Source organism: Chryseobacterium sp. FG46, assembly GCF_057809135.1.
Genome location: NZ_JBMDJJ010000015.1, coordinates 44,622 through 63,577, shown reverse-complemented (window position 1 = coordinate 63,577; position 18,956 = coordinate 44,622). Strand labels below are relative to the sequence as shown.

At 35.8% G+C, this 18,956-nt stretch carries 13 protein-coding genes; 5 read left to right on the top strand and 8 right to left on the bottom strand.

Going from position 1 to position 18,956, the window contains the following annotated elements; translation table 11 throughout:
- Positions 1–10 precede the first annotated feature (10 nt).
- Positions 11–1,537, top strand: coding sequence for a peroxidase, FMP-type (locus tag ACODR7_RS12795; RefSeq protein WP_488839532.1), 1,527 nt, complete (start codon positions 11–13; stop codon positions 1,535–1,537).
- 77 nt (positions 1,538–1,614) lie between these two features.
- Here the strand turns inward: ACODR7_RS12795 and ACODR7_RS12790 are convergent, their stop codons facing one another.
- From ACODR7_RS12790 to gndA, 5 genes are all read right to left on the bottom strand, one after another.
- A complete protein-coding gene (locus ACODR7_RS12790) occupies positions 1,615–2,253 on the bottom strand; it encodes a TetR/AcrR family transcriptional regulator (RefSeq protein ID WP_488839530.1) in 639 nt (212 codons plus the stop codon).
- A 693-nt stretch (positions 2,254–2,946) separates the two neighbouring features.
- A complete protein-coding gene (locus tag ACODR7_RS12785; RefSeq protein ID WP_488839528.1) occupies positions 2,947–3,594 on the bottom strand; it encodes a TetR/AcrR family transcriptional regulator in 648 nt (215 codons plus the stop codon).
- Positions 3,595–4,285: 691 nt separating this feature from the next.
- Positions 4,286–4,996 (bottom strand): 6-phosphogluconolactonase, encoded by a 711-nt coding sequence (gene pgl / locus ACODR7_RS12780; RefSeq protein ID WP_488839527.1) that lies wholly within the window; start codon positions 4,994–4,996, stop codon positions 4,286–4,288.
- Between the two features lie 27 nt (positions 4,997–5,023).
- Entirely contained in the window at positions 5,024–6,505 is a 1,482-nt protein-coding gene (gene zwf / locus ACODR7_RS12775) for a glucose-6-phosphate dehydrogenase (protein WP_488839525.1), read from the bottom strand.
- 12 nt (positions 6,506–6,517) lie between these two features.
- Complete coding sequence (gene gndA / locus ACODR7_RS12770; protein ID WP_488839523.1) at positions 6,518–7,936, bottom strand: NADP-dependent phosphogluconate dehydrogenase; 1,419 nt, start codon at positions 7,934–7,936, stop codon at positions 6,518–6,520.
- 252 nt (positions 7,937–8,188) lie between these two features.
- Here gndA and ACODR7_RS12765 point away from each other — a divergent pair, with 252 nt between their 5' ends.
- The gene (locus ACODR7_RS12765) at positions 8,189–8,548 is read left to right on the top strand and encodes a prevent-host-death protein (protein WP_488839521.1); all 360 of its coding nucleotides are present in this window, start codon (positions 8,189–8,191) and stop codon (positions 8,546–8,548) included.
- A 685-nt stretch (positions 8,549–9,233) separates the two neighbouring features.
- On the opposite strand, the gene ACODR7_RS12760 is transcribed toward ACODR7_RS12765, so the two are convergent.
- Positions 9,234–10,673, bottom strand: coding sequence for a helix-turn-helix transcriptional regulator (locus tag ACODR7_RS12760; protein WP_488839520.1), 1,440 nt, complete (start codon positions 10,671–10,673; stop codon positions 9,234–9,236).
- Between the two features lie 195 nt (positions 10,674–10,868).
- Between ACODR7_RS12760 and ACODR7_RS12755 the strand changes: the two genes are divergently transcribed.
- From ACODR7_RS12755 to ACODR7_RS12745, 3 genes are all read left to right on the top strand, one after another.
- Entirely contained in the window at positions 10,869–13,868 is a 3,000-nt protein-coding gene (locus tag ACODR7_RS12755; RefSeq protein ID WP_488839518.1) for a reprolysin-like metallopeptidase, read from the top strand.
- A gap of 329 nt (positions 13,869–14,197) precedes the next feature.
- Positions 14,198–15,430, top strand: coding sequence for a PKD domain-containing protein (locus tag ACODR7_RS12750; RefSeq protein ID WP_488839516.1), 1,233 nt, complete (start codon positions 14,198–14,200; stop codon positions 15,428–15,430).
- A 7-nt stretch (positions 15,431–15,437) separates the two neighbouring features.
- Complete coding sequence (locus ACODR7_RS12745) at positions 15,438–16,037, top strand: outer membrane beta-barrel protein (RefSeq protein WP_488839514.1); 600 nt, start codon at positions 15,438–15,440, stop codon at positions 16,035–16,037.
- A 266-nt stretch (positions 16,038–16,303) separates the two neighbouring features.
- Here ACODR7_RS12745 and ACODR7_RS12740 read toward each other — a convergent pair whose 3' ends face one another.
- Together ACODR7_RS12740 and ACODR7_RS12735 are read right to left on the bottom strand one after the other, a co-directional pair.
- The gene (locus ACODR7_RS12740) at positions 16,304–16,873 is read right to left on the bottom strand and encodes a hypothetical protein (protein WP_488839512.1); all 570 of its coding nucleotides are present in this window, start codon (positions 16,871–16,873) and stop codon (positions 16,304–16,306) included.
- A 209-nt stretch (positions 16,874–17,082) separates the two neighbouring features.
- The gene (locus ACODR7_RS12735; RefSeq protein WP_488839511.1) at positions 17,083–18,882 is read right to left on the bottom strand and encodes a hypothetical protein; all 1,800 of its coding nucleotides are present in this window, start codon (positions 18,880–18,882) and stop codon (positions 17,083–17,085) included.
- Positions 18,883–18,956 lie beyond the last annotated feature (74 nt).

Sequence of the window (18,956 nt, the reverse complement as noted above, 5' to 3'; positions counted from 1 at the left end):
ACGATATATCATGCTTAAAAGAAAAAAAGAAAGTCCGGAAGCGGGAGGAGAACAGTTATTCCGCAAAATGCCGGGTCAGAAGGAAGTTAATCTGGCTGAATTAATGGATGGATATTCAAAACTTCTTATTGATGATCCGGTGAGACCTTTCAGAGAAGACAATCTGCAGGCCATTGAAAATAATGTAGATTATGGAGTTCTGGCTGCACTGGATGGTACCTGGGTAAGCTATAATGTCAATTACAATAAAGATATTCCAAAACCATCATTAGCAAGCGGAATACATACCACCATTATGCCTTCCCCCGGAACCAATTCAGGAACGATACCCGGAAAATTCGCTTTTGACAGTGAAGAATATATTGAGAAACTGACATTTTCCATCGTTCCCGGAGGAGTACGTAACCGTGGCGGAGCCAGTGAACTTTTCTGCGGAGCAGTTAAATACGAACAAAGCATTAAAAGTGTTAATGCTATACCAGGACAGGATGGTCTGAAATATACACCCATCCACGAAGAAAACGGAATGTACCTATGGCTGAGTGATGTCTATAATCATGTAGCAACGAAAGAATCTATTGAAAGAGACCGTGGTATTCATGCCGTTTCAACAGAAGATGCCAAATACGGATATACCGGCGAGTACAGAGATGAGCCTTTGTTAAGGATAACACCGGACGGAGATGCCAACCCACAATATATTCTTCAAAGCCAGCTGCAACCGGGACAGCTTTATTATGAAATTATTCCGGCCCAGGAAATAAAGCCTGGAGCAGGGCTTGATGGTCCTTATTTTATTCCGGACTACTCTATCTCCCGAAGCGGAGTTATTCCTCATGGAAGTACCATTACTTTGCTTGGAGATATCATCCCTCAGAATAAAGATAAAAAAACGTACTATTTAATTGAAGGTTCTCCTCAGTTCCCTTATGGTAAAGAAGCATGGGAAACCAATCATCTTTCGATTTCACGTACAATGGGAAATGCAGGAGTAACGCCAGAAGAAATCATTGACCTTGATAAACCTGCACCGGATTGGGTTCATCAAACACTGGATGACAAGAATGATCCGGGTTCAAACAAGATTTATACCCAGAGAATACTGGCTGATGATTTATATCCTTACTCTGTGCGCCCTGATCTGAGACTTAGGGACACATTAAGAGGTCAGAAAGTCAGTAATTATGTTCATGTGAGAATGTCTTCCAAAATGAAAACCGGAGCACAGGGAGGAGTTCTGAATGTTCCTTTCGTAAACCGTTTTGTTCCTACTGTTGAGGTGGATATGGATATGTGGATAGAGACTGTGATTGAAGATGGAAAAGAGATTCTTCAGCTTCAGTATGAGCAGATCGTATTCTTTGAATTTGATTTCGGAAACGATGGAGGTACTACAAGCTGGCCTCACATCCAGGTAAACACCCTTCGTAAGATACAGGATATTCCTGAAGAGCAGAGAAAGGTAATTGAAGAGCAGTTCTTTACTAGTGATGGAAATTCTGTTACAGCTTCAGGCTGTCCTTATCATAAAGGATAGAATACTCATCAATAACATAACAAGGGGCAATGATTTGCCCCTTGTTATGTTATTTACGATTTATCTTTATTAAAGGATTAAAGGTTATCATAAGTCTGGTCTACCATAAAGGATATCGCTTTTTTGATTTTTTCGCGTCCTTCAGGAGTGTTGATATCTATCCCACAGAAAATACTTCCGTTCAGAGATGAAAACATATTGAGATAATACAATCCTGAAACCATGATGGCCATAATAGAACGGTAGGTATCCATTTTATCCTTGAAATGAGACTCCATTAATAAATTGAAGATATATTCTCCGTTTTCTTCCTGGGTGTCTATAAGTTTTTTCAATGACTTTCTGGGTTCGGATATGGTCCATAACAAGAGCTTCTGAGCTTCTTTATTGGTGTACACATAATCAAACTGGGAAAGCAGCATATGCTCAATAAATTCTCTTCCGCCATCTTCAAGATTCGGCTTCATTTTTTCTACTTCTTCACTGGTTGCTTTCACCCAAAAATCTTGTGTACGGACATATTCGTCCATCAGGCCATCCATTCCTCCAAAATAGGTGTAGATCATCTTCTTATCCACCCCGGCAGTAGCAGCAATATCATTAATCTTCAACCCCGCATGTCCCTTCGTTTTCAGTATTTTTCCAACAGCATCCAAAAACTTCTTTTTGCTGCGTTCCTTATTCCTAATACTACCTGATGCTGACTTTCTTTCCATGATTAAACATTCAATATACAAGTTTAAGAAATTTTTTTATCATTTTAAACACCAACAAGTGTCTAATTTAATCTATTTGTACAAACTAAAACCATTATATATAAAAACACTATCGAAGTTAAAAAATTAAAAACTATTCAGATTGCATCGTTAGTTCCCTCAGTTTAAAATATTTCGAACATCAACGACTGAGGTAAAAAACAACCAGCAGTATCATTTTTCCATATTGATACTATTTTTTCATCTCAAAAAATGGAATGATATTAAATAAAATACTTTTTTATATCTATTTTTTATCACTTATTCTTTTTAGGAAGCACACACTTACTATAAAATAGAAATTCTGTTGTATTTTACAGGTTAAACCTATTGAAAAATATTAATTAATAGAAGTTCTTACTCTTATAACAAAAAATAATATACTGAAATTCAAATAATTAAATAAAATTAAGAAAAATTTTATCATTTTACACACTCCACAGTGTCTTATTTTATATATTTGTACAAACTAAAACCAACTATATATTTTAAAACACTATTAGGTTGAAAAATAAGACAATCAAATTGTATTATTGAGTTCCCATACTTTAAGACAATTTCAAACACGAAACAACTAAGGTAGAAACACAACTTATAGACAGACCATTAGATTTCTAATGGTTTTGTTTTTTACAGGAAGTTCAATTTTCAAAATTAAGAATTATAGAGGTTTTCGTAGGTATGATGCAACATGAAAGTAATGGCTTTTTTGATCTTATCTCTTCCTTTAGGCGTGTTGACATCTATTCCACAGAAAATGCTTCCATTAAGAGAGGAAAACATATTCAGGTAATGAAGTCCTGAAACCATAATGGCCACAATAGAGCGTACATCTTCAGCATTATCTTTAAAATGTGAATCCATCAAAAATTTAAAAATATACTCTCCGTTTTTTTCCTGGGTTTCTGTAAGTTTTTTTAAAGATTTGCGGGGTTCCGATAAGCGCCAAAGAAGGAATTTTTGCGCTTCTTTACTGGAATAAACATAGTCAAATTGAGATAAAAGCATTTCTTCCATGAAAGACTTCCCTCCATCATCCAATTTGAGCTTTATTTTTTCAATCTCTTCAATGTTTACTTTGCTCCAGTAATCCTGTGACCGGATGTACTCATCAATCAAACCGTGTATCCATCCAAAATAAGAATAAATCATTTTCTTATCCACCCCGGCGGTAGCAGCAATACTATTCACGTTCAAAGCAGTATATCCTTTTGTTCTCAGTATTTTTCCAACCGCGTCCAAAAATTTTTTTTTACTGCGTTCCTTGTTCCGGATACTTCCTGCAACAGACTTTCTTTCCATGGTAAACTTTCAAACCTACAAGTTTATGATTTTTTTTCATTTTAGACACTTTTTAGTGTCTAAATTTATATATTTGCAGAAACTAATAACCATTTTATATAAACAGACAATCAGAGTTGTGAGGTTGAGAGAGCAGATTGTACCGTTAGTTCCCGGAGTATAAATATTGTAATATTCTATTACTGAGGTAAAACATTACTCCCGCAGCATCATTATCATATAATGGTGCTGCTTTTATTAATAAGCACGCTTTTTTACCCATTACACATAATAAATTCTTTATTTCTTGGTTGTAGATTTACTTAAACCTAATTTTCAGAATTTTGTTATTCTCTTACAACACCCTATTAGAAAGGATTTTTTTCACGTTTTAAAAAATTTTTATTTTTTTTCCGATTTTAGACACTACCTAGTGTCTTATTTTGTATCTTTGCTCCAAACTAATAACCATTTTATATAGAAACACTATTTGAGTTGGAAAAATTAAAAGTTTCGAACAAAAAACAACTAAGGTAAAAACACTAAATGCAGCAGCGTCATGAATTTTCTAATGATGCTGTTTTCATTTAGCATGCTTTATTTTCGTTTTAATCTACAGAAAATTGTATGTACCGGGAATCCGGTACCAGAATAGTTGATATGAAGAGAGACTGTCCAAGGACAGTCTCTTATTTTTAAAGATTGAAATGTATTAACCTCTGGCCTTTTCGTCTGTAAAAAACTGAAATCCGTCCTTCTTCTCAATAAGCTGCATTGGATACAATGAAGGATTATATTCACCATTCAATACTTCATTCAGTGCATGTTTTTTGGATTCACCAAATGCAATAGCCAGAATATTACCAGCATTGTTGATTATTGGTGCAGTCAATGTGATTCTGAACATTTCCTGAGACTTAAGATAATAGGCAGATACCCATTTTTCTTTTTCATTTAGCACTTCTTCCCCTGGAAATAATGAGGCTGTATGGCCATCATCTCCCATTCCCAGCAGGATAAAATCAAAAACACCATCATCACCAAGAATGGTTCTGATCTGCTGCTCATAAGCTTTTGCATAATCTTCAGGAGCTATTCCTTCAGCATACATAGGAAAGATATGGTTTTGATCTATCGGAACCTGGCTGAGCAGTGTCTCCTCCGTCATCCGGAAGTTGCTTTTATCATCATTTAAAGGAACCCAACGTTCATCAACCCAAAAAAAGTAGACTTTATTCCATTCAATCTGTTCTTTATATTCCGGTGTTGCCAAAAGTTTGAAAATGGCTTTGGGAGAAGAACCTCCACTTAATGCTACCACAAAACGGCCATTTTTCAGAATAGATTTTTTTGAAAGGTCAACAAATGCATCTGCAGCCTTTGTGTACAGTTTTTCCAGATCGTCAAATACTGTAATATTCATTTTCTGTTTTTTTAAATTTATATTGTTTTATACCCAGCTGTGTCCCTGTCTTTCTACCAAAGCATTAACGTCTTCCGGCCCCCAGCTTCCCGCTTTGTAATTGGGGAAAGAAAGATCTTTATCATTTTCCCAGGCTTCCTGTATGGTTGTGACAACATCCCATGCTTCTTCCACCTGGTCGGAACGCATAAATAAGGTAAGATCTCCTAAAAGAGCATCCTGCAGCAAAGTTTCATAAGCTTCCGGAGTATCTTCTTTACAGGCAAAATTATCGAAAATCATTTCCGCAGGTTTCAAATCCAGCGTCAGTCCCGGTTTTTTGGTCATGAACTGTAATCTGATATCCATCATGGGCTGAATATTAATAATCAGCCTGTTAGCAGATAAATGATGCGGACTGTCTGAGAACGTTGAGTGAGGAAGCGGTTTAAACTGAATGGTAATATAAGAATGCTTTTCTTTCATTTTCTTTCCGGTACGGACATAAAAAGGAACATCCTGCCATCTTTCGTTATCCAGATAAAATTTAATCGCTGCAAAAGTTTCTGTATTGGAATCCGAAGCAATTCCGTCTTCCTGACGATAGCCTTTCACTTCCACTCCATTGATAGTTCCTTTTCCATACTGGCCTCTTACTGCATAATGTTCAACCTGGTCGGAAGATATTCTACGGATAGATTTCAGAACGTCAACTTTTCGGTCTCTGATTTCACCGGACTGTAATGAAGCCGGTGGTTCCATAGCCACCATACACAGAATCTGCAACAGGTGGTTCTGAATCATATCCCTTAACGCTCCTGTCTGTTCGTAAAAAGTTCCTCTTGTCTCTACCCCCACTTCTTCCGCTACTGTAATCTGTACTGATTCTATGTATTTATGATCCCACAAAGGTTCAAAAATAGAATTTCCAAATCTGAATGCTAATATATTCTGTACGGTTTCTTTCCCCAGATAGTGGTCGATACGATAGACCTGTTCTTCTTCAAAAGTTTTAGCCAAAAGGCTGTTCAATTCAATCGCCGACTGTTTATTATGTCCAAAAGGTTTTTCAATAATAATACGGTCTTTCTTAGGATCAGAAGCCAATGAAGTCGTTTTGATATGATTGGATATGGTAGCAATAAAATTAGGCCCGATGGATAAGTAAAACAACCTGTTTGCTCTTACCCCATATACGGAATCAAAATCCTGTAATTTCTGCTGTAAATTGTGATAAGAGCTTTCTTCATCCAGCTGATGCTGAAAATAAGTAATATGAGCCTGAAAACCAGCCCAGTCTTCAGAAGTTACTTTTTTTCTGGAGAAGCTCTCAAGGTTTTCTTTGATATAATTTCTGAAATTTTCGTTGGTATTTTCTGCCCTTCCCAATGCTACAATATTAAAGCCTTTGGGCATTCTTCCATCGATATATAAGTTATAAAATGCCGGAAAAAGTTTTCTTTTTGCCAGATCTCCTGTAGCACCAAAAATAACGATAGTTGTTGGCTGCAAGATTCTATTTTGATTCATTTCTTCCGATTTTTAATTGTTTGCACTTTGCCAAGAAGTATGAAAAACGCCTTCTCTGTCAATACGCTGATAGGTATGAGCTCCGAAATAATCACGCTGAGCCTGGATCAGATTCACGGGAAGAGATTCTGTGGTATAGGCATCAAAATACCCCAAAGCCGTCTGGATTCCTAAACTTGAGATTCCGTTGGTAACGGCATATCCTGCTGTTTTTCTTAAAGCTTTGATTTTTGATTTTACCAGTTCTGAAATATCATGATCAAGAAGAATATTAGAAAGGTTAGGATTTTGGGTATACGCTGAATAGAATTTTTCCAGCAATACAGAACGGATAATACATCCTCCCCTCCAGATTTTCACAACATCTTTCAGAGGAATTTCGAAACCATATTCTTCAGATGCTTTTACGAGTAACGACAGACCTTGTGCATAGCTGATTAAGGTAGAAAGGAAAAGAGCATCGCCTACTTCCTTAATGAATAATTCTGTATTTTCGGGCTTTGCAATTTCGCTTTCAGTATATATTTTTGAAGCCTGAACTCTTTCGTTTTTATAGGCAGATAAAATTCTTGAAGTTACCGCAATATCAATAGTAGGAATAGAAACCCCGATTTCCATGGCCTGTTCGGAAGTCCATTTTCCTGTTCCTTTTGCTCCTGCTTTATCTAAAATCTGATCTACAAGATAGCCATCTGTTAATGAGTCTTTCTGGGTAAAAATATCTCTGGTAATTTCAATAAGGAATGAGTTCATTTCGCCATTATTCCATTCTTTGAAAACCTGATAGAGCTGTTCATTATTGAGACCAGCTCCTCTTTTAAGAAGATCATAAGCTTCACTGATCAGCTGCATAATCGCATATTCAATACCGTTGTGTACCATTTTCACATAGTTTCCGGCAGATCCTTTCCCCATATAGGCCGTACATGCTTCGTTGTCTACTTTGGCTGCAATGGCTTCCAGCATCGGCTTCAGAAGTTTGAATGCCTCCGGATCACCTCCCGGCATTATACTCGGACCTTTTCTGGCTCCTTTTTCACCTCCTGACACTCCCATTCCCATAAAATGCAGTTTTTTGGATGCCAGATCAGCAACACGTCTGTTGGTATCTTCAAAATAAGAATTTCCTGCATCAATCACGATATCGCCTTCGCTTAAAAGTGGGGTAATATTTTCCAGCACAGCATCTACAGGTTTTCCGGCAGGAACCATAAGAATAATTTTTCTTGGGACTTCCAGTACGGATACAAAATCTTCTAAAGAAACTGTACCTTTCACCTTCATTTCTGAAGCAGCTCCGCTTTCTAATTCTTTCACTTTTTCCTGATCAAGGTCAAATCCTGCGATTGAGAACCCATTATCAGCGATATTATAAAGCAGATTCCGCCCCATTACTCCAAGGCCAACCATTCCATAACTATATCTTTCCATTATATTGGTATTAATATGAATTTTGTTATACAGAGAATAAAATTACGCAAATGCCTATAATGAAAAAAATAAAAGGATATAAAATGTTTGCATCACAATTGTTTTGTCCTCATTTATAAGCCCCTAATATTCACATTTTCACATGATTTTGTTTTTACAGAATAAAATTCGATCATTAATATGGGAATGATCTATTAAAACAGTCTGTTTTTTGGCATAATTAAACTTATATTTGCCAAAATTTATAAAGTAATGAACTATAAACTTGAACTCAACACTCAGGAGCCTAATTCTAAAATCGTTTTTAATAATATCATATTTGATTCGTTCAAGATTAATATAGTTGAAAGATATATCGGGTCAATGAAGGCTCGTCCTACATTATGTGAGGTTTTATTTAAGGTAAGAACTTTAGATAATGTCATTATCAACAGAAAAGATGGTCATATAAGAGTAAAGGTAAAGGGTGATGATTTTGAAACATATCAGAAATTATCCCGAGACCTGAATTCTTATGAATACAAAAACAAACTGATTAACAGAAAAGAGGTTGAACAGAATTATGTTCATTTCATCCTGAGTTTAGTAATTACAAATTATCAGCTTAATTAAGCTGTTCCGGATATTCTCCTTCTATAATTTTACAGAGGGAGAATGTTCAGGAAAACAATACACAGAAAGCCATCGGTTTTTTAATTAAAAACTGTAAGTTATACTGAGCATTCCATTTTGATTCTCAGCGGTTTCGAGCTGATTTTTTTTAAATATAGTTTCAATCAAATTATTCGTTATTACTTAGCATATTGCTTCGATGATTTTTTTCACTCCAATTCTTTCAAACAATTTGCTCCTGCAAAATTTTATTTGCCTGTACAGAAATTACCCCAAGCTCTAAATATCAGTTTAATTATGAAAAACTATTATTTTCTTGTGCTTTTATGGGGAATACTTCCTGCTCAAAAAACAGGGAGGTAAAGTTTGCCGTTTATAATACCGCCGCTGGAACTGCCAGCAATATTGAGCTTAAAGAGGCCAACGACAACAATGCATCCATATTTCCACCCTAAAAATTAATGACAGGTTTTTAATTTATTGACCCTTTTAAATAATAGTCGAGATTAATCATTAACAAAGGTTTTCTTATTGAGAGTCCTTCGACAGGCTCAGGGTAGAAAATCGAATACCACCCGAAATTTTTGAGCGTTTTCAGGCTGAGCCTGTCGAAGCTGGTATTACTAAAAGGGATAGGTCGATTAATTTAAAAGCAGGGACTATTTCATTTCGAAACAGTCTCTTTTTATTTCAATAATTTAGAAAACCATACATAGATATCCATATCGCCGGGAATATTCATTTTCTTCCTTAGATTATACTTTTTGGTCTGCACCGTTCTTACTGAGGTGAAAGTATATTCAGCAATCTCTTTGGTAGAAAAATTCAGATAGATATATGCACAGAACCTTATCTCTGATATTTTTAAAGGAGAAATTTTCAGCAGCTCTTCTGAAAAATGTGGATAATATTCATTGAAACGGGTTAAAAACTCAGGATTATTTTCTTTGGCAAGCTGTATAATTTCTTTAAAAGCACTTTCATCTACAGATGGCTGATGAGGAATATCAATTTTATCCAGATTCTTGCTCTTGTGTTTTCTATAGTAATACAGGAAAAGAAAGATGAAAAGAATACATACAGCAACACTTACTGATAATATAAAAAAGAGGTTTTTTGTTTCTTTTTTTATTTTATTGGTTTCAAGTTCGTTTTGTTTATCAACGGTGTCATTCAATAGCTGGTTTTGGTTTTTGTTTGAAGACTCTATCTCCAACAGCCAATTGGAGTAATAGGCAATGCTGTCTTTTTGTCCCGTACTTTCATACAAGCTCTTTAGCTCCATAGCCACCGACTTTTGATAATTTTCGCTTTTATAATAATTATTAGCGACATTTTTACAGATCCATAAATGATGCTGGGCTTCAGGAATTTGCTTAATGGATTTAAAATACCTCCCAGCATAATACGAGGTAATGTATCGTATTCCTATTTCATCTATTTTTTTTTCATTCTGAATGGCTTCCTCAATATATATTTTTGCAGAATCAGGTTTATTGAGTTCCAGATATATTCCAGCAAGATAAGGTGAAGTTTTATAGCTGTTGCTCAATCTATTCTTATCTATTCTGTAAAGTTTACCTTTATTTTCTCTGTAAATTTTGGAGTATTTGTATGCTGTTTTATAATGTTTTAATGCTAATTCTTTTTTATTAATTTCATTATATATTCCTGCATACTGCCAGTTGATAAGATAAATAAAGTAAGCATTATTGGTTTGCATCACTTTATCATACATTTCATCCAATTGTTTCAAAGAGGTAACTCTTTCTCCTAATTTCTGGTATAGCAACGACCTTTGAAGATGGAGATAAAATATGACTTCAAAATCTGTATCTGAATTGATGAGGTTTTCTTTTTCCACTTTATCTGTGTAATAAAAGGACCTCTTCATATCACTGTTCCGGTTATAGATATTGGCGATCTTCAGATACCCTAATGCCACACAATCATTGTAAGAATTTTGCTTACATACTTTAATAAGGCTGTCAATTTTCTCAATTTCTTTTGGCCCGGCAGTAGAAAACTCTATATCAAAAAGAATATTCTTCATTTCTTGTTCTGTCTGCTGTGAATAGAAAAGGGAAGAAATCAAAAAGAATAAAACAGTCAGTTTTTTCATCATAATATTATCAATATAAAATGCAATATTAATACTACATTATCACCACATAGGCTAAAATACATACGTATCACATACACAATGTAAATAAATCGCAATATAACATTACTTATAATACAAAATTAGCAATTACTTTTGAATAACCGAATATTATATTCATTCTTTACACTACCACTATTTAAATACCTAATTTTTAAAATGAGAAAAACTCTATTATCATTATTTCTGATATCAGGCTTCTGTCTTTCCAATGCCCAAAGATGGGAATCTGCTTCCCAGAAAACATCTGACATCAGAAGAGAGGTTAAAATCAGATTTGCTTACAAAACTGATATCAACGCATTAATACAGTTATTAAAAAATGCTGAAGAAACAGGGGCTAATGCACAAGCTGTTACAATCCAGCTGCCCACTGCCGAGGGAACCATAGAAAAGTTTGCCGTATACAGCAATCCTGTCATGGAAAAATCTCTGGCAGAAAAATATGGATTAGGATCTTATGTTGGGATTGGAATTGACGATCCGTCCAAATATGTCAGGTTCAGTACATCACCTACAGAAATGCAGTCTATGATTATCAAGGATGGTGTTTTTCAGTTTATAGAACCTATCACAACGGATAAAAAAACCTATGGAGTGTTCTATAAAACCCAGAGAACAGATTCTGAACATGGTTTTAGCTGCAGCATGGAAGGCAAAAAAGAACTGGATATCAAATCTTTAAGAAATTCAGGAAAAAACAAACTTGCCGGAATCAATATTACCGGAAGACCAGCTGCATCAATGTACAGAACTTATAGGCTGGCTTTGTCTGCAACCGGCGAGTATACAACACTTTTTGGAGGTGTTGCGGGCGCACTTGCCCAGATGAATAATACTATGACCCGTGTAAATGGTGTTTTTGAAAAAGAATTTGCCATTCATCTTACAATACAGAATCTTCCCAATATCATTTATGCTAACGCAGCAAATGACCCTTACACTAATGATTTGAATGGGCAGCTGCAACAAACCTTAACCGCCCAGGTGGGTAATGCTAATTATGATATCGGACACGTCTTTAATGCTGCTGGAGGAAATGGAAACGCAGGCTGTATAGGCTGTATATGTACGAATCCTACAGCAGCAGAGCCATTAGGTAAAGGGTCTGCATTTACCCAAAACCAGAATCCTGTGGGAGATACATTTGATATTGATTATGTAGCTCACGAGATGGGACATCAGCTTGGAGGCAACCATACATTTTCTACAGTTACAGAAGGTTCGGATGTCAATGTAGAACCTGGAGGAGGTACAACCATTATGGGGTATGCGGGAATCACTGCCAATAATGTTCAGATGAACAGTGATGCGTATTTTCATTATTCATCAATCAATCAAATCCTTACCAACCTTGAAAGTAAAGTTGGATGTGGTGTAGCTGAAAATATTGCCAATAATGCTCCTGCTATCACTCCGCTTATTTCTTATCATATTCCCAAAGGAACAGCATATTACCTGGATGCCAATGCAGTTGACGCCAACGGAGATCAGTTTACCTATAACTGGGAACAGTATGACAGCGTGGGCTCAACCAGTTCAATCTCCGGAGATAGCGGCTGGGGATTCAATCCCGAAGGTTCTCTTACCCGTTCTTTCCCTGCAGTGGCTACCGGAAGAAGATATTTTCCAAGCCTTCCTATTGTGATGGGCGGTAAATTGACCAACAAAAACACCTGGGAAACAGTTTCATACATCCCCAGAGTCTTACATTATGCTGTATCTGTTCGTGATAATAATCCGAACAGGCCTTTAACTATTTCTGCTGAAAATACAGTAACTGTAGGAAATGACGGACCTTTCAAATTCAAAGGATTAAGCGAAGCTACTATCTTATATAATAATGCTTCCAATACTATTTCCTGGGATGTTGCCAATACAAACTTGGCTCCCTATAATGTTGCCAATGTAAAGATTGAATATACAACTGATCTGAATAATGGATCAGCATGGACAGAACTGGCATCCTCAACACCTAATGACGGCAGCTTTGAAATACAGATGCCTGCTGCATTACAGGGAAACATTAAACTGAGAATTTCAGCTGTCGGAAATATATTTTATGCTATCTCACCTTCAATTACCGTAGGAAGTGCTCCTGCTTCATTAAATAATCCTCCAACGGGGCTTGCTGCTTTTGAAAATGATATATTAAAAACTTCAGCCACCGTTTCATGGAATCATGTACCGGGAGCAACCTATTCTGTGAATTACAGAAAAATGGGAACAGCAAACTGGTCTAATGCTGTAAGCCCAATTAATTCTGTATTGCTGAATAATCTTGAGGATGAAACATCTTATGAAGTTCGTGTTGCGTCCGTGATTAATAATGTTGCGGGAGAATTTTCACCGGTTTATAATTTTAAAACTAAAGGATTACGCACAGGATATGATTACTGTCTGATGACTACAGGAGGAAATACGACAATCAGTCCGTATTTCAGCGGAATCTTGAGAGTAACTTTAGCCAATGTGGATTTAGCTGGAAATGGGACAACCGTTCAGCATGCTTATAAAGACTATTCGGAAGACCCTGCGAAACTGATTCAGCTTACTCAGGCTGCACAATATAATATGAACTATATTGTGTATGCTAACCGTGCAGGAGGAAACTTTCAGGATTGGGTACAGGCATGGATTGATTACAACAGAAACGGAGTATTTGAGGCTTCGGAAAGAATAGGAATTAACGGAGCTGCTCCGGACGCCAATAAAAGACATCAGGGAAGCTTTGCATTTGCAGTTCCGGCCAATGCTTATAATGGTGACAAAACATTAAGAATGAGAATAGCCAGTGGCTTTTTCAATGCTTCAGCTGATGCATGTACAAGTCCATCTTTAAATGATAATGGTGATCTTTTCTCAAGAGGTTCGGTATGGGATTTTTCTGTAAAAATCAATGCGGCACTTGGGGTTAAGGAATCCGTTCAGTCATCTTCTGATCTTGAAATCTACCCTAATCCGGCAGATACATTTGCAGAAGTGAAGAATCTGAAAGGCAAAGCCGATTACAAAATCTACAGTGCAGACGGAAGACTTGTTCAGGAAGGGAAACTGGATGGCCAGAGAATCAATGTAGCTTCATTGATTAAGGGAGTTTATGTGATCACTGTAAAGGATGACAAGACTACTTACAATACGAAATTAATTAAGAAATAGTAATAATTAGTACCGTGTACCTGTAGGTTAATCGTGATACCTGCAGGTACTTTTTCTCAACATCTTTTAAAATAATACAGCCCAATCAATAACTCATAGTAAATCAAAATATCTAACAAAGTAAATACATTTTCATTTAAACACCTTTTAATGTTGTACCTGCAGTATAGATTGGGTTTTCTGCAGGTGCTTTTAAAAAAAGTATACTTAAACAGGGATGTAACATTATATTTATAAAACATTTTTTAATCATCGTTTGTGTTGTGTACCTGCATTAGAAGTGGTTTTCTGCAGGTACTTTTATTAAAATAACAATTTAAAAAATCTATATGATAAAAAAACTACTCTTTCTGATATGTACTGGTTTTTCAGTTTTATCATTTTGTCAATCCGATGAGGTTCTGTTCATCGGAAACAGTGTGACCTATTTTAATGACATGCCTGAAATTTTCAAAAATATAGCGGCTTCAAAGGGGAAAAATCTGTCTGTAACAACCCATACTCCCGGAGGAACCGGATTTGTGAATCATGTTGATGATCCTTCACTGTATCAGAAAATAAGGTCTAAAAATTATAAGTATGTTATCATGCAGCCCGGAACTGGTGAATCTGCAGGTCATTCTTATCCTGTTTCCGTAACAGCTGAGCGCGGCCGTAAAATAAGAGATTCTATTCGTAAATACAGTCCTTGTTCTAAAATATTCCTGTATGAAATTCCTTATGGAGTACCCTCTGCCAATGATTACAACACCTATTTTGCTTTTCAGCAGAAAATTAAGGATTCCATTACAAAGATGTCTAATCTGATGCAGGTGGAAATGGTACCTGCGGGAGAATCTGCAAAACATTACTATAATTCTTCCCAGGATCTGGCTCTTCACGGATCTTATAACGATATTCATCCGGGGCCTAAAGGAAGCTATCTTGTGGCGGCTTCTATGTATTCTGCAATTTTTCAGGATCATGTCTTTCCATCCACTTTTTATAACGGGCTGCCTCAAAATACCGCTGAAAATTTTCAGAATATTGCAGATCTTGTTTTTTTTAATAATCCGGCGCAATGGAACACTAACACGTTTCATCTTCATTCGGATTTTATAGCAGGAATTAATGGTACGACTGTAAGTTTTACCAATCATTCTGCAAATTATACTTCTGTATCATGGAACTTTGGAGATGGCACCACCGATTCGACATTGAATCCGATTCATCACTATACCGCTCCGGGAAATTATACGGTCTCACTTACTGTCAGCAAAAATTCCTGTGCAGAAACTTTCAGTAAAGCAATTACTATTGGTTCTCTGGGAACTTCAGATATTAATATACAGCCTGAGCTTATATTTTATCCTAATCCTGTGAAAGACGTTGCCTATATCACAAGTAAGGAAAAGATAAAAGAAATAATCATTTACAATAGTGAAGGAAGAAGGGTATCCAACATCTCAGATACAGAAATTGCTGATCATAAAATAAATTTTTCACAGTACCCGAAAGGAATGTATATCGTGAATATCATTTTCAAAAACAATCAACAGAAAAACATTAAAATAATTAAATAATATATTGATGACAAACAGATTAAACAAAATCTTCATTTACTCCTTAATTTTCAATGCATGTATGCTGAATGCCCAGCAAAAAGGCACTTCAGAGATAAAGATAGGATATGGTGTGCTGTCTTCCAACGAAATTGGCAAAGTCTTTTCAGATATTATAACTGCACCATTTTCTTACGCTGAACCGAAAGCCACTGATGAAAAACATTCCGGAGCTCTTTTTATTGGTTACAATTATGCCATTAAAGATAACTGGACTATCGGTACAGACCTTGTGTATGAAAGATATACAGCTTCCGTTAAAGAGCAAAACCATATTGTTGCCAGCCAGAAGAATGATATTTACACAGTGGCCGTAAACAGTACTTACTCCTATATCTCAAAGCCTAAGTTCAGAATGTATTCAGGGGTTGGTTTAGGATATACTTTTTCAAATGAAAAGCTTAGTCCTAATCAGTCAGAGGTTCAAAGTATGTCTTCAAAAAACAGTTCTTTCAACTTTCAGGTAATAGGAGCTGGTGTAAGAATAGGCGGAAAAATTGCAGGATTCGCAGAATTAGGATTCGGATATAAAGGTATAATTAATTTAGGGATCAGCTATCAGCTTTAATTATTAATCTTATTCTGTTTATCATGATTGTAAACAGAATAAGGTTTTTAACCTTGTATTCCTTATTTCAAGTTAAAAACAGGTATTTACAATCATAACAATTTATGCTAAATACCGACAAAATATCTTACCGTAGGGATTCTGGCTCTTTTATCGTTGAGGTTGTTCAAACTTTTATAACCATTATTTCAACCATAAAAGACACAAAAGTTTTAAATACTTAATTTTATTAGAAGAGAATATACAATTTGGATATAAAAGTGTGTCTACTTAGCTGCCGTAGTAATTTTATTAAATGCATAAGGCACTACTCCTATTCCCAGTGTAAGTAAAACACCAACGAGGTCATTCAGATTGGGAAAATTATTTACATCAAAATAGTTCCAGATGGCAAAGGTGGTGAGAACACACGCCAGACCTACAGACACTAACCCGCTTATAAATGCAAGAAAACGGCTTACACTTGTGTTAGGTTTTTCGGTATTGGAATCTGAAGTGCTGTTAAGTGCTGCCGCAGCATCCATCATTGCCTGCTGGCTTCCAAACGAAGCGGCTAAAAAAGCCTCTTTTTGCTTTGTTTTTTCTTCTTCTATCTGAACATTAGCATCCTTATCCAAAAGAAGATCCTTTAAAGATATCTTGTCTTTTTTCAGTTTAAAAAATACAATACATGTAATTAAAAGAAAGAGCAAAATGGGAGAAAGTGCAATCCACTTTTCGGCATCTGTTATAGGAATTGCCTTGGGTACAGAAGATGTGGCAGAAGGTTGTTGTGCAAAAAAACCGAAAGATGTAAAAAATGTGGTCAATAATACAAGAAAATTCAATGGTTTCATCGGGATTAGTTTAAAGGTTGTTAATGATTTGTGTTGAATTGCATCTGAATATATTCTACAGCCTACAATTTATTTTATAACAAATATTATAATTATATAACAACGTGTCAATTACCCATTTGGGTAATATCCTATCCCTGTTTTAAAATTTATAACCTGAAAAGCGATGTATTTTCAGGTTGTTAAGTTTCCGGTTTGATTTTCTATCATCAATTTCCAAAATTGACAAAATGAGGAACATCTGTTGCAAAACTGTTCAAAGGTAAAAGATTATTTCTGTTACTGTTAAAATCAAAAACAGAATTATTATCAAAAGGAACGCGTGGATAATACATGAAAGAAATCTGAATCCTGTTGAAAACCAGATATGGATTATTAATTAACACACCTATTCCGATTTTTGTATTGACTTTGGTCTTCAGCAGTTTATCATCAGGCATTCCCAGCCAGCCCACTGCGGTAGTTAAATAAGGACTGAAATGGAAATTCTTCCAGGTTTTATTAATAAACAACTGAAGCTGATATCTTAATACTATTTTTTTCGTCCCGATATAATCTGAATTGTAAACAGGAAACTCGTCTGCAGAAGAAAGGTTGATCCTATCCTTATAAGAGTAATTATGCTGTGGATTTCCAAGTGCCAGTGTCGGAGAGAAAAAATGTCTTGCTTTGGCAAATTTCCAGTCCATCAGGTTGGTAAAATAAGTTCCGTCAAAGCGGAAAGATTCTCTGTTCTGGCTATCTTCATTAAAAAACCTTCCAAACTGTGCTTTCACTGTGAAATATCCCAACTTTGTAAAACGTCCGTAAGATGCAGAAATCCCCACATACGGATTCACTTCTTTATTTCTTGATAAACCTCCGGCAATGACGTTCAGAGAATTACCATAAGCTACATCCTCCGGCAAATCATACTGGAAAATATTCTTCTGAACTGAAAAGTTTCTCTGAATAAACCCAACAGACATCAGAAAACTGTTATAAGAACTGAAATATTTATACTTGTCAATTCCTGGACTGTCTTTGTACTGATAGTTCTGAAATCTTCCTATTATGGCAATATTACTGGATATCTTTTCACTGGGATCAGATGAAACCGGAATCTGATAACCACCCCATACATCTTCCCTGTACACTTTGATCTGAACTTCAGGAAATGGAGTATCTGTTTCTGTCGGAAGCAAAACTTTCCGCATAAAATATTCGAATGTAAAACCGCCCGCCCATTTCGTTAAAGGTGAGAAAAAGTCTCTTCTGAGGCTGAAATTGATTCTTTCATTTTTCGAAAAATCCCGTTCCCCAAGAATCTGGGCATTGATATAAGTACCAAAAAGATTATATGTGGTATAGCTTCCTAAAAGATAATCCTGCTTTTCTTTGGAGTCATTTCTGTAAAGAAAGTCTAAGGTGTGCCCCAGTCCCAGTACATTCTCTTCAGTAACTCCCAAACCAATCTTGCTTCCTGAATAGCTTATTCTTGGCTTCAGACTCCAGGAATCAAGAACCCTTACAACAACATCTATAGAATCTTTACTGGAAATACTATCAGAAACACTGATATTAACTCTGTTTATAAAAGGCATTGTTCTGAGCAAACGCTCAGATTCGTAAAGTTTTTGGGCATTGTACTCTTCTCCTTCTTTAAAAAGCAAAAAATTATTAACTGTAGATCTTCTGGTACTGGAATGAAGGCGATCCTTTATCCAGTCATACCATTTGCCTATTTCCTTACTGTCTTTAGAGCCATATCCAAAAGGGTCAATGGTTTCTATCCTGACATTTCTGATAATTCTTTTGTTATAAGTGTTTTGCGAAAGTTTTTCAGTATTGGACTTAACAGAAGTTGAATCCGGTTCTCTACGAAATATAAAGCGGTGAATGAATTTGGTAACTTTTCTTTTGTCAGAAAATTCTTCAATTTTATAATAAAGTGAATCTTTCTTCTCCTGTGCATTTAAAAAGAAAAAACCACTTAAAAAGAAAATCAGAGTTACAGTCGTTCTAGTCATTAGTCATCAAAATTCAATTCAGTTTGTAGTATCAATTTATACGCCAATAGGGCTTAAACACCTGCCACATTTAG

What these genes read in the sequence shown, in the direction of transcription:
- ACODR7_RS12740 (WP_488839512.1), bottom strand. Translation starts at nt 16,873, where the DNA reads ATGAAACCATTGAATTTTCTTGTATTATTGACCACATTTTTTACATCT.
- zwf (WP_488839525.1), bottom strand. Translation starts at nt 6,505, where the DNA reads ATGAATCAAAATAGAATCTTGCAGCCAACAACTATCGTTATTTTTGGT.
- pgl (WP_488839527.1), bottom strand. Translation starts at nt 4,996, where the DNA reads ATGAATATTACAGTATTTGACGATCTGGAAAAACTGTACACAAAGGCT.
- ACODR7_RS12735 (WP_488839511.1), bottom strand. Translation starts at nt 18,882, where the DNA reads ATGACTAGAACGACTGTAACTCTGATTTTCTTTTTAAGTGGTTTTTTC.
- ACODR7_RS12765 (WP_488839521.1), top strand. Translation starts at nt 8,189, where the DNA reads ATGAACTATAAACTTGAACTCAACACTCAGGAGCCTAATTCTAAAATC.
- ACODR7_RS12795 (WP_488839532.1), top strand. Translation starts at nt 11, where the DNA reads ATGCTTAAAAGAAAAAAAGAAAGTCCGGAAGCGGGAGGAGAACAGTTA.
- ACODR7_RS12790 (WP_488839530.1), bottom strand. Translation starts at nt 2,253, where the DNA reads ATGGAAAGAAAGTCAGCATCAGGTAGTATTAGGAATAAGGAACGCAGC.
- ACODR7_RS12745 (WP_488839514.1), top strand. Translation starts at nt 15,438, where the DNA reads ATGACAAACAGATTAAACAAAATCTTCATTTACTCCTTAATTTTCAAT.
- ACODR7_RS12755 (WP_488839518.1), top strand. Translation starts at nt 10,869, where the DNA reads ATGAGAAAAACTCTATTATCATTATTTCTGATATCAGGCTTCTGTCTT.
- ACODR7_RS12785 (WP_488839528.1), bottom strand. Translation starts at nt 3,594, where the DNA reads ATGGAAAGAAAGTCTGTTGCAGGAAGTATCCGGAACAAGGAACGCAGT.
- ACODR7_RS12760 (WP_488839520.1), bottom strand. Translation starts at nt 10,673, where the DNA reads ATGATGAAAAAACTGACTGTTTTATTCTTTTTGATTTCTTCCCTTTTC.
- ACODR7_RS12750 (WP_488839516.1), top strand. Translation starts at nt 14,198, where the DNA reads ATGATAAAAAAACTACTCTTTCTGATATGTACTGGTTTTTCAGTTTTA.
- gndA (WP_488839523.1), bottom strand. Translation starts at nt 7,936, where the DNA reads ATGGAAAGATATAGTTATGGAATGGTTGGCCTTGGAGTAATGGGGCGG.